The sequence below is a fragment of the Nonomuraea polychroma genome (genome assembly GCF_004011505.1).
In the GTDB taxonomy this organism is placed as follows: domain Bacteria; phylum Actinomycetota; class Actinomycetes; order Streptosporangiales; family Streptosporangiaceae; genus Nonomuraea; species Nonomuraea polychroma.
The window spans coordinates 1,283,233-1,294,541 of the sequence record NZ_SAUN01000001.1 but is presented as its reverse complement, the minus strand read 5'-3'; the positions used below and the strand labels follow the sequence as shown (position 1 = coordinate 1,294,541).

Annotated in this window: 10 protein-coding genes; 4 read left to right on the top strand and 6 right to left on the bottom strand. The window is 69.4% G+C overall.

Going from position 1 to position 11,309, the window contains the following annotated elements; genetic code table 11:
- Position 1 precedes the first annotated feature (1 nt).
- Genes EDD27_RS05680 through EDD27_RS05665 form a run of 4 tightly spaced genes read right to left on the bottom strand, consistent with a single transcriptional unit; the run spans position 2 to position 3,819 of the window.
- Positions 2-856 carry a carbohydrate ABC transporter permease gene (locus EDD27_RS05680; RefSeq protein ID WP_127931400.1) on the bottom strand — a complete coding sequence of 285 codons (855 nt, stop codon included), beginning with the start codon at positions 854-856 and terminating at the stop codon, positions 2-4.
- Entirely contained in the window at positions 853-1,755 is a 903-nt protein-coding gene (locus tag EDD27_RS05675) for a carbohydrate ABC transporter permease (protein WP_206641267.1), read from the bottom strand. Before EDD27_RS05675 ends, EDD27_RS05680 begins: the two co-directional genes overlap by 4 nt.
- Positions 1,752-3,020, bottom strand: a complete 1,269-nt coding sequence (locus tag EDD27_RS05670; RefSeq protein WP_127931399.1) for an ABC transporter substrate-binding protein — start codon at positions 3,018-3,020, stop codon at positions 1,752-1,754. The genes EDD27_RS05675 and EDD27_RS05670 overlap by 4 nt, the downstream gene beginning before the upstream one ends.
- A 7-nt stretch (positions 3,021-3,027) precedes the next feature.
- Positions 3,028-3,819 (bottom strand): IclR family transcriptional regulator, encoded by a 792-nt coding sequence (locus EDD27_RS05665; RefSeq protein ID WP_127931398.1) that lies wholly within the window; start codon positions 3,817-3,819, stop codon positions 3,028-3,030.
- 195 nt (positions 3,820-4,014) lie between these two features.
- Between EDD27_RS05665 and EDD27_RS05660 the strand changes: the two genes are divergently transcribed.
- Both EDD27_RS05660 and EDD27_RS05655 read left to right on the top strand, forming a co-directional pair.
- A complete protein-coding gene (locus EDD27_RS05660) occupies positions 4,015-4,353 on the top strand; it encodes a hypothetical protein (protein WP_127931397.1) in 339 nt (112 codons plus the stop codon).
- Positions 4,354-4,399: 46 nt separating this feature from the next.
- Entirely contained in the window at positions 4,400-6,241 is a 1,842-nt protein-coding gene (locus tag EDD27_RS05655) for a glycoside hydrolase family 15 protein (protein WP_127931396.1), read from the top strand.
- A 14-nt stretch (positions 6,242-6,255) separates the two neighbouring features.
- Here the strand turns inward: EDD27_RS05655 and EDD27_RS05650 are convergent, their stop codons facing one another.
- Entirely contained in the window at positions 6,256-6,930 is a 675-nt protein-coding gene (locus EDD27_RS05650) for a hypothetical protein (RefSeq protein ID WP_127931395.1), read from the bottom strand.
- Positions 6,931-7,112: 182 nt separating this feature from the next.
- Here EDD27_RS05650 and EDD27_RS05645 point away from each other — a divergent pair, with 182 nt between their 5' ends.
- Both EDD27_RS05645 and EDD27_RS05635 read left to right on the top strand, forming a co-directional pair.
- Positions 7,113-7,793 (top strand): TetR/AcrR family transcriptional regulator, encoded by a 681-nt coding sequence (locus tag EDD27_RS05645; protein WP_127931394.1) that lies wholly within the window; start codon positions 7,113-7,115, stop codon positions 7,791-7,793.
- 181 nt (positions 7,794-7,974) lie between these two features.
- Positions 7,975-8,379, top strand: a complete 405-nt coding sequence (locus tag EDD27_RS05635; protein WP_164903492.1) for a DUF2255 family protein — start codon at positions 7,975-7,977, stop codon at positions 8,377-8,379.
- Here EDD27_RS05635 and EDD27_RS05630 read toward each other — a convergent pair.
- Positions 8,347-11,049 (bottom strand): ATP-binding protein, encoded by a 2,703-nt coding sequence (locus tag EDD27_RS05630; RefSeq protein ID WP_127940515.1) that lies wholly within the window; start codon positions 11,047-11,049, stop codon positions 8,347-8,349. The two genes, EDD27_RS05635 and EDD27_RS05630, sit on opposite strands and share 33 nt — an antisense overlap.
- Positions 11,050-11,309: the final 260 nt, after the last annotated feature.

Here is an 11,309-nt window from a genome sequence, read left to right as displayed (position 1 = left end):
TCTACTTGAATCCGGTGTTGGCGATGCCGCGGACGATGTGGCGCTGGAGGATCAGGAAGATCACCACAACGGGGAGCATGCTGACCACCGACATCGCCAGGATGTAGTTGAACGGCACGGACAGCTGGCTGTTGAACTGCGCCAAGGCCACCGGCAGGGTGTACTTCGCCTGGTCCTGGCTGATGATCAGCGGCCACAGGAAGTCGTTCCACCGCCACATCACCGAGAAGATCGTGACCACGGCGAGGGCCGCGCCGCAGAGAGGCACCACGATCCTGGCGAAGATGCGGAACTCACCCGCGCCGTCGATGCGGGCCGCCTCGATGAGGTCGTCGGGGATGCCCAGCATGTACTGGCGCAGCAGGAACACGCCTGTCGGGGTGGCCGCGGGCGGGATGATCAACCCCCACAGCGAGTTCACCAGTCCGAGCTGCGCGGCCATCTGGTAGACGGGGATGAAGATGAGCTGCAACGGGATCATGATGGTGCCGAGCACGATCAGGAACAACACGTCACGGCCGCGGAAGTTGTACTTCGCCAGTCCGTAGGCGCACATCGTGTTGACGACCACGGTCAGCAGCGTCGCGCCGACCGTCACGATCACGCTGTTCTGCAGATAGAGGCCGAAGTCGAACGAGCTGAGCGCCTCGGTGTAGTTGGCCGTCGCCAGTGATGACGGCAGCGGTGCCGGCGGGCGCTGCGCCAGCTCGCTCTGCGTCTTGAACGACGAGAGCACCGCCCACACCACGGGGGCGAGCACCACGATGCTCAACCCGATGAGGATCGCATAGGTGAGGACCTGTCCCACGGACGGGACGGCGCTCCCGCCGATCGAGGTCCACCGACGCCGGCTCACGTCGCCTCCTTGCGCCTGCCGTACAGGAAGTTGAGCAGAGTCAGCGCGAACACCGTGACGAACAGCACCACGGACGCCGCCGCGGCCAGGCCGTACCGGATCGGGGACTGGAAGGCGTTCTCGTAGATGTACTGGACCATCAGCGTGGTCGCGCCGATGGGCCCGCCGCCGGTGAGCGTCCAGATGTAGTCGAACGCCTGGAATCCGGCGATGAGGCTGAGGATCACCACCACCATCGTGGTCGGCCGCAGCAGCGGCAGCGTGATCTTCCGCAGCTGTTGCCAGTTCGTGGCGCCGTCCATCCTCGCGGCCTCGTAATACGTCGGATCGATGCCCTGCAGCCCGGCGAGGATGATGAGGATGTAGAAGCCGATGTGCATCCACAACCCCACGAAGATCACGACGATCGTCGCCAGGCCTCCATCGACCAGCCACCCCGGCTGCCCCAGGCCGATCCGTGCCAGCACGGTGTTGAGCAACCCGTTGCCGCGGTCGAAGATCCAGCCCCAGATCAGGCCCACCACGACCGGCGAGAGCACGACCGGCAGGAAGAACACCGTGCGGAAGAACGCCCGGCCCTTGATGCGCTGGTTGAGCATCAAGGCCAGCGCCACTGACAGGACCGTCGTGAGCACCACGAAGCACGTGGCGAACACCACGGTGGCGCGCGCGGCGCTGCAGAACGCCTCCGAGCCGAACAGTTCCTGGTAGTTCGCGCCGCCCACGAAGGTGAAGTCGCGGCCGTTGCGGCTGTCGTACAGGCTGATGTTGAAGTTGTTGATCGCCGGATACACGACGAACAACCCGAAGATCAACATGTTGGGCAGGACGAACAGGTACGGTGCGAGCCGCTGGTTCCACGGTTTGGCGCGGGCGCGGCGTGAGGGAGTAGAGCTCACTTGGTGTCCTTGAGCGCCTTCTCCGCCGCGGCCTTGATCGTTTCGACGGCCTGCTCCGGTGACTGGCTCTTGGCGAGCACCTTGCCCAGGGCGTCGACGGTGGCCTTCGCCGTGGCGGCGAACGCCGGGCTGTAGGAGGTGGCGAAGGCCTGCGGCGGGGTCCGGCTCACGTCCGCGAGGAACACCTTCATGTCGGCGTCACGCTGGGGGTAGTCGATGCCGGAGGAGATGAGGTCCTTCCTGGTGGGCAGGAAATTGGCCTCCTTGGCCAGGCGTTCCTGCGACTCCTTCGAGTTCATGTAGGCGATGAAGTCGGCCGCGGCCTGCTGCCGCTTGCTCTGCTTGAACGACGCCATGAACTTGCCGCCGGGGAACCCGCCGCAGGTCTCCTGGCAGGGGTTCGGCGCGGCGGCCCAGGTGAACGTCGCGTCCTTGGCGAAGGCGCTGACCTGCCAGTTCCCGCTGATGTACACCGGGGTCTGCTGGGCCAGGAAGATCTCGTTCGCGGCCTTGTACTTGGAGCCGGCCTGCAGCCACAGGTCCGCGGGCAGCACGCCGGAGGCGTTCAGGTCGGCGAAGAGCTTCACCGCCGCCGTGGCCTTCTGCGTGTCCAGCCCCACCGAGGTGCCGTCCGCGCTGAAGAACGTGGTGCCGAACTGGCTCAGCATGGTGGAGAAGCGGTGCCCCGAGACGTCCATCGCGATCGCGTACTGGGTCTTGTTGGCCTTCTGCACCTTCTGGGCTGCCGCCACCATCTCATCCCATTTCCAGGGCTTGGTGACGTCGGGCAGCGACACCCCTGCCTTCTTGAACTGGTCCACATTGACCAGCGGGCCGTTCATGGTCAGGTCGCTCGGCACCGCGAGCAGTTCGCCGCCGGCTCCCGTGATGTAGGCCTTGGCGCCGTCGATGAACTGGCCGTCCAGCGCCGCCTTCTGGAACTTGTTCAGGTCGAGCAGATCGCTGCGGAAGGGTGAGATGTCCGTCAGCCGCGCCACGTCCGGCGCGTTCCCCCCGGACAGGCGGGCCTGGAGCCGCTGCTCCAGGTTGTCGAAGGGGACGATCTGGAGATCGACCTTCACGCCGCTCTTCTTCTCGTAGTCGGCGATCAGATTGCGGGTCGCCTGCTCGTCGGGCCCGTCGGTGAAATAGAGGTACGTCAGCGTCTTGTCATCGACCTGTTCATTCCCGCCTCCGCTTGTCGTGCCCGGCGCGCATGCGGCGAGCGTCACCATTGCGATGCAGGAGGCCAGGATCCGTCGCATCTTTGGGCTACCTTCCCAGATTCACGAAGTTGACAGGCCCGACGAATCCGAGCCGGCGGGAGATCGCGAGTGCCACTTCGGACACTCTGCGGGGGACCACGTCCTGTTTTCCGAGCATCCGCTCGCGCGGGCCCGCCACGCTGATCGCGCAGATGGGCATGCCGCGTTCGTCGCGGATCGCGGCGCCGAAGCAGAGCACGTCCGGCTCGTTCTCGCTGTTGTCGATCGAGTAGCCGCGGGCGCGGGTCTCGTCGAGCTCGGCGCGCAGCCTCGCACGGTCCGTGATCGTGGTCGGTGTGTGGGGGGTCAGGTCGAGCCGGTCGATGAGGGCATCGACCTCGTCGATCGGCAGAGCCGCGAGATACGCCTTGCCGAGCGACGTGCTGTGCATCTGGCGGCGCACGCCGAGCAGCCGGCGGACCGCGATGGAGTGGTCGGTGACGTCCTCATGGGCGACGTACACCATCTGCTCGCCGTCGCGCACCGCCATCAGGGCGGCTTCGGACAGTTCCCGGGACAGATCCCGCAGATGCGCCTGGGCGGCGAGGTAGGGGTCGAAGTTGCTGAGAGCGGCCATGCCGAGGGTGACGGCACGCTGGCCGAGACTCACCTGTTCGGTGCCGTCCCAGTCCACGTAGCCCCGCTGGCGGAGCGTACCCAGGATCCGGTAGGTGGCGCTTCGCGACAGACCCAGCCGGTCCGCGATCTGCACCGCTGTGATCGACCGCTCCGCGGCGAGCAACTCCAGGATCGCGAAACCGCGCTCCAGAGTCCCAGCCAGACGGTCAAGCTCCGCCATAGTTCCCTCTAACGGCCCGATGAATGGGAGGTGATACCGATAACTGGGAGCGAAGCTACTGATATCGCAGCGATGAGTCAATAGTCGGTAATGTGGAGCTTTGCATTACCCCATGGCCCTGGCGGTTGGTTTCGGCCCCTCCCGGGATCTCTACACCGAGGCGGAGAGGACATCGCCGAGCGCACGGAGGTCAGCATGGTGATCTTCGATTCCACCGCGCCGATCGGCACCGCGCAGGCCGTCTACCTGCTCGCCACCGCCGGGCGACTGCCGGACGACGAGTTCGAGCGGCACGTGGACCATGCCTGCCGCGCCAGGTTCCCCGAGCAGCGGGTGTTTCCGCGGGACGAGCTGCAGGGGCCGGCGCCGCTGCGCCTCTGCCGGGCGCGCGTGACCGAGCATTCGGTGCACGTCAGGGGCAGTGCTCCCGTCCATGGCAAGGGTGTCGACTCCCGGCTGGCCGTCGATCTGGGGTCCTCGGCACCGGGCCAGGGAGCCGCGACCGGTTTGCCGGGAAGATCTGCGACCCCTTGACGAACGGCAGCGCCCCGCCATCCGGTGCGCTGCCTATGTTGAGAGCATGCAGGCAGACAACCCCGACGCGACGGCCAGGGCCTGGGACGACTCCCGCTACCTGCCGATCGGGGAGCACGGGCTGATCGGCGACCTGCGGACCGTCGCGCTCGTGGGCACCAACGGCACGATCGACTGGTACTGCTGTCCGAGATTCGACTCGCCCAGCGTGTTCGGCTCGATCCTGGACGCCGACAAGGGCGGCTCGTTCGAGCTGGCGGCCGACACTCCGGCGACCACCAAGCAGTTCTACTTCCCCGACACCAACGTCCTGATCACCCGTTTCTTCGCCGAGGACGGGGTCGGCGAGATCCAGGACTTCATGCCGATCGCCGGCGACAGCCTGGAAGCCGACCGGCACCGGCTGATCCGCCGGATCACCTGCGTACGCGGCACGATGCCGTTCCGCGCCCGGGTGGCGCCCCGGTTCGACTACGCCAGGCAACCTCACACCCTCCACCAGGACGGGTCACGGACGACGTTCGAGTCGGAGTCGCTGTCCCTCGCCCTGTCCGCCAGCGTGCCCGTGGAGCCCGACGGTCAGGACGTACGGAGCCGGTTCGAGCTGGCCGAGGGCCAGCACGCGGTGTTCGCCCTCGACCGCGTGGGCGCGGGGATAGCGCCTCGGGGCTGCCCGATCGAGGAGGCGGAGGAGGAGTTCGCCGCCACGGTGCGGTTCTGGCGGAAGTGGCTGTCGGCCTCCCGCTACCGGGGCCGGTGGCGCGAGGTCGTCCACCGCTCCGCCCTGACACTGAAGTTGCTCACCTACGCGCCGACCGGTGGGATCGTCGCCGCCCCCACCACGAGCCTGCCCGAGCGGATCGGCGGCGCACGCAACTGGGACTACCGCTACGTGTGGGTCCGCGACGCCGCGTTCTGCGTCTACGCCCTGCTCAGACTCGGCTTCACCGAGGAGGCCGAGGCGTTCATGGGGTTCCTGTCCAAGCACGTCGGGTCCGACAGCGGCCTCGGCACCGGTCCGTTGCAGATCATGTACGGCATCGACGGCCGCAGCGACCTGCCCGAACAGGAGCTGACCCACTTCGAGGGCTACCGGGGATCGTCCCCCGCGCGCGTGGGCAACGACGCGGTCGGCCAACTCCAGCTGGACATTTACGGAGCGCTCATCGACTCCATCTACCTGTACAACAAATGGGGCACACCGATCTCCAGCGAACGCTGGGAGGAGGTGTGCACGCTGGTGGACTGGGTCTGCGACAACTGGGACCAGCCCGACGAGGGGATCTGGGAGACCCGCGGCGGACGCAAGAACTTCGTCTATTCGCGCCTGATGTGCTGGGTGGCCATCGAACGCGCCATGCGCATGGCGGCGCAGCGCGGCCTGCCCGCCGACATACCGCGCTGGCGGCAGGCCCGTGACGCGATTTACCGCGACATCATGCGACACGGCTGGTCCGACAGTCTGCAGGCGTTCGTCCAGCACTTCGACGACGATGTCCTCGACGCGTCCATCCTGATGATGCCGCTGGCCAAGTTCGTCTCACCCACCGACCCCAAGTGGCTGTGCACGCTGGACGCGCTCGGCCGCGGCCTGGTCTCCGACTCGCTGGTCTACCGCTACGACCCGGAGGTCAGCCCCGACGGGCTGGCAGGCCCGGAAGGCACCTTCTCCATCTGCTCGTTCTGGTACGTCGAGGCCCTGGCCCGCGCCGGCCGCCTGGACGAGGCCCGCCTGGCCTTCGAGAAGATGCTGACCTACGCCAACCACCTCGGTCTGTACGCCGAGGAGATCGGCCACACCGGAGAGCAGCTCGGCAACTTCCCGCAGGCGTTCACCCACCTGGCGCTCATCAGCGCCGCCTTCAACCTCGACCACGCCCTCGGCTAGGTGCGGTACCGCACCTAGACATCCTCGATGCTGCCCGAGAGGCTGCGGCACATCCTGTCGGAGCCGGCCAGCCATACGACCCTGAACTGGTAGCCCTGGGCCTCCCTGAGCACGGTGTCGGCGCAGAACATGGCTGTCGGCCGGCCCTCCGCCCGCACGCCGAAGCCTGGAGTGAAGGGCACCTGTTTGGCCAGCAGGCAGATCGCATCCTCCGCCAATGCCTCTACGTCGCCTCGCACCACGGCCACGACGCCCAGCGACCAGCCGTACTCGGGATCTTGGTAGACCGAGACCGCCAGGTGGTCGTTCTCGTACGCGCAGTCCGCGGCATCCGCCACCAGGACGACCTGCTTGGCGAAGGTCCTCAGCCCCGTGCGGAACTTGCGCAGCTCCTCCTCGTTGGCCATCTCCTGTTGCGGGATGGCGTCGAGCACGAGGCCGAGGAAGCCGTTCACGCCGAGGCAGGGATTCGTGGCGATCCGCTCGACGCCCTCGGGCGAGGGCAGCAGCGAGCGGGTGATCGGCCCGGCCTTGGGGCAGAAACCCTTCTTGGCCGGTGGCGGGTCCTTGGGTTGCGCCTGGGGCGGCTGATCGGCGCTGGCCTGATCACCCTGGAACTCACACCCGGTGAGGAAGCTGAAGGAGAGGATCGCGATCAACAGCCCGCTGGCAGCGGAGCGACGATTCATGGAATCAAGCGTGTGATCCCGCTCGCCGGATCGTCATGAGTAGCCCCTACTCAAACGCGTAGCGGTCGTGTGACCGGAAACGATCACCGACTTGTGCGGTGCGACCGCCCAGCCGATGACCAGCCCGGATATGAAAGGGTGCCACGTGAGAACATGACAGAGTGTTATGTTAATACTGGTGCGTGCATAACCCAGGACTCCGTCGGCGGCCGGTCCAGAAGCGCAGCATCGAGAGGTTCGAGCGCATCCTCGACGCCTGCACGCAGCTTCTCGACGAGGTGGGGCTCGACGCGCTCACGACACTGGAGGTCGCCAGGCGCGCCCGCGTGCCCAGCGGCACCATCTACCAGTTCTTCGACGGCAAACCCGGCCTGCTGTGCGAGCTGGCGCTGCGCAATCTCGAGCTGCTGCTGGTGCGGCTGCGCCGGCGCATGGTCGAGGAGACGGCCGTCACCTGGCCGCGCGCGGCGGAGATCGTTCTGATGGAGACGGTCGAGATGCGCAGGACCGTGCCCGGCTTCACCGTGGTCGACTTCGCCGACACCCGGCCCGGCGGCTCGACGTTCCTGCCGCCCGGCAAGGTGGAGGAGGGCGGCGACGTGCTGGCCGAGCGGCTCTACCACTTCGCGCTGGACGAGGCCGGGCTGCCGCCGCTGCCCGACTCTTATCGGGTCATGCGGCTGGCCATCCAGATCACGGCGGCCTCCCTCCAGCTCGCCTTCACGGCCGACCCGGAGGGCGACCCCGCCATGATCGAGCAGGGCCGCAGGGTGCTGCGGGCCTACTTCGCCGACCTGTCCGGCGCCGACGAACCGGCGACCGCCGCCCACACCCGGTCGGGCGTCAGCGGCATGTCCAGGTAGGGCACGCCGGCCTGCCGCAGCGCGTCCATGACGGCGTTGACCACGGCCGGTGTGGACGGCACCGCGTAGTCCAGGTGCCACAGTCGTCGACGGCCAGGGAGTCGATGATCTCGATGCGGTCCCGCGGAATACGTGAACATCACCGATGCCGTGCCCCGCATCACCGCGAGAGCCTGCGGGCGTGAAAGAACTGGCGGAGCAGTCCGAGATCGTGATGTGGGTGCGGCGGGCGGGCGGACCATGGACGGGCAGGCCGATCTGGGTGGTGGTGACCGGCGGCGAGGCCTACGTGCGCGCCGCCTTCGGCGCCCGCAGCGCCTGGTACCGCGTGGTACGCGGCGGCGCGCAGGCGGCCATCCAGGTCGGTGGTGAGGTCTTCCCCGCGCGGCTGGAGGCCGTCGGAGATCCCGAGCTGATCGACCGGGTCTCCGGGTGTTACCGGGCCAAGTACGCCCTGAGCTGGCCCGGTCCCGTGGAATCCATCGTGGCTCCCGAGATCGCGGTCACGACGATGCGGCTGCGGGTCGAGACCTCGTCACAGGCCGAGACCGCGTCACAAGTTGAGATCCCGGAGCTGCCTGCGTGAGGTGATGCCGAGCTTCCTGAAGATGTTGCGCAGGTGCGCGTCGACCGTGCGCGGGCTGATGAACAGCCGGGCGGCGACCTCCCTGGACGTCTCACCCCCGGCCACCAGGCGGGCGATGTGCACCTCCTGCACGGTGAGCTCCTCGCCGGCCTGGTTGGCGCGGCTGCGTACGTGCTCGCCGGTCGCGCGGAGCTCTCCCGCCGCGCGGGCCGCGAACGCCTCCATGCCGATGTCGGAGAACATCTCATGCGACTGGCGCAGCCGCTCGCGGGCCTCGCGCCGCCGCCCCTCGCGACGCAGCCACTCCCCGTACAGCAGGCGCGCCCGCGCGCGGGCCACGGTCGCGAGGCTGCCGTCCAGGTGCTCGATGGCCGCGCGGAAGGACTCCTCGTCCCCGGTGACCATGCCTCGCGCGTACGCCTCGACGCCGAGTCCCCAGGGGGTGCCGGCGGCCTGCGTACGCTCGGTCAGGGAGCGCAGCGCCGAGGCCGCCTGCTCCTCCTCGCCGCACCTCATCGCCGCCTCGATGAGCTCGGGCAGCGCGAGTCCGGCGTTGGCCAGGTCGCGCGAGGCGACGGCGCGCTGGGCGGCGGCGAGCGCGGCCGGGTAGTCGGCCAGGCCGTTGTTCAGCACCGCGGTCGCCCAGTGCACGCTGATCGTCATGAGCTGGCTCGCCGCGAGCACGCGGTCGAACAGCTCCGTGGCCTCCTGCTTGCGCCCGCGCATGGCGGCCAGGTGGATGCTGGGGTAGACCAGCGGCGACGCGCCGGTCGCCTCGACGATCGCGGCGCCTTCCGAGATCATCTCCATGGCGGCGCCGAAGTCGCCCGCGTGCACGCCGGCCGTGGCCGCCATGGCGAGGCCGATCGGCAGGGTGAAGAACGAGCCCGACGTGCGGCCCAGCTCCACGATCCGGTGCCCGATGCCGCGGAGGGAGTCGAAGTCCCAGACCTCGGCCGCGAGGATCAGTGCCAGCGAGGGGCGCCGTGTCCAGTGCTCGCCGCCCACGTCGGAGATCAGGGGCCGCAACACCGGCACGGCCGCGCGGTGTCCCTCGGTGACGAGGCTGACGATGGCGTCCAGGAGCACGTCGGTCCCCTCGCCGGGGGGCGCGTCCTTGGCCGCCGCGACGATGTCGTCCAGGCCGCCGATCAGGATGCCCATCTCGATCGCGTCGAGATAGCGGGCGCGTGACCACGCCGGGTCCAGCTCGGCCATGCGCCGTGCCGCGCCGAGCAGGTAGGCGTGGGCGCCCTCGGCGCCTCGGTGGCGTACGAACGACAGCCGGCCGCGCAGCACGTCGGCTCGTGCCAGCTGGTGCGCCGAGCCGGTCGCCACGGTGCTCAGCAGCCCGGCCGCGCGCTCGTAGTCGCCGACCTCCAGCTTGGCCTGGGCGGCGGCGAGGACCCGCTCGACCCGGCGTTCCGGATCGGTCGAGAGCTCCGCCGCGCGTTCGAGGAAGGCCGCCGTGGCCGCCACGCCGCCGCGCGACTGGGCGCGTGCCGCGGAGCCGTCCAGCTCGGCCGCGATCTCTTCGTCAGGGCCCACGCTGGCCTGGGCGTGGTGCCAGGCCAGCCGGTCGGGGTCGGTCACCGGGTCGGTGGCCGCGGCCAGCGCCTGGTGCGCCCGGCGCCGCTCCCCCGGGTCGGCGGAGTTGTAGGCGGCCGCGCGGGCGAGGGGATGGCAGAAGCGGATCCGGGTGCCGAACTCGATCAGCCCGGAGCCGGCCGCCGTCTCCGCGCTGCCGGGCTCGATGCCGAGCGACTCGGCCGCCTTCCACAGCAACTGCGGGTCGCCGACGGTGTCGGCGGCGGCGACGGTCAGCAGCAGCCGTACGCCGGTGGGCAGGCGTTCCAGCCGGGCTTGGAAGCTGCGCTCGATACGGCTCGACAGCGGTGACGCGCCAGGGAGCGCGAACCCGCCCGCCATGCCGCTCAGCCCGGCGCTGCGCGGGAGTTCGAGCAGTGCGAGCGGGTTGCCGCGGGACTCGGCCAGGATGCGGTCGCGTACCCGCTCGTCCAGAGGCGCGCGGACCTCCGCCTTCAGCAGGGCACGCGCGTCGGCCTCCGCCAGCCCGGCGAGAACGAGGGCGGGCAGCCGGTCGAGCTCGGCCAGCCGGCCCTGCTCCGGCGACGGCTCCCCCGGCCTGCCCCGCTCGGGTGCGGGCTCGCGCAGCCCGAACAGCACGGCCACCGGCTCGGCGGCGACCCGGCGGGCGACGAAGGCCAGAGCCTTGGCAGAGGCGTGGTCGAGCCACTGGGCGTCGTCCACCACGCACAGCAGCGGGCGTTCGTCTGCGGTCTCGGACAGCAGGCCGAGCGTGGCGATGCCGACCAGCAACGGGTCGGGCGTCCCGGTGTCCAGGCCGAACGCGATCTCCAGTGCCTTGCGGTGCGGCGCCGGCAGGCCGGCGACGTGGTCCAGGACGGGCGCGCAGAGCTGATGCAGGGCGGCGAACGGCAGCTCCATCTCGAACTCGGCCCCGGCGGCGTCCATGACCCGGAACCCGGACGCCGCCTGCCGGGCGTAGCCCAGCAGCGTGCTCTTGCCGATGCCGGGCTCGCCCCGCAGGACCATGGCCCCGCCCTTGCCCTGCCTGGCCGCGTCGAGCAGGGCGTCGATCTGACGGATCTCGGCGTGCCTGCCCACAAGGGCGCCGTCCGGGGACATGAGAATCACCGGCCAATGCTACGGGGCCCGTCCTGCCGGATCCGGGCGGCCTCGGGATCGCGCCTCAGGCGGTGCGGCGGCGGTGCCGGCCGCCGATCCAGCGGGATCCGGACGACGCGCGACCTGAGGATCACGGCCAGGCGCGCGACCTGAGGATCACGGCCAGGCGCGCAGCCGCGGTGACGGTCGCCGACACGGCGGCGGCGGGCGGATCGGTGATTTCTACCGATGCGACGGTTGCGGAGCCAGTGGGAGCGTGG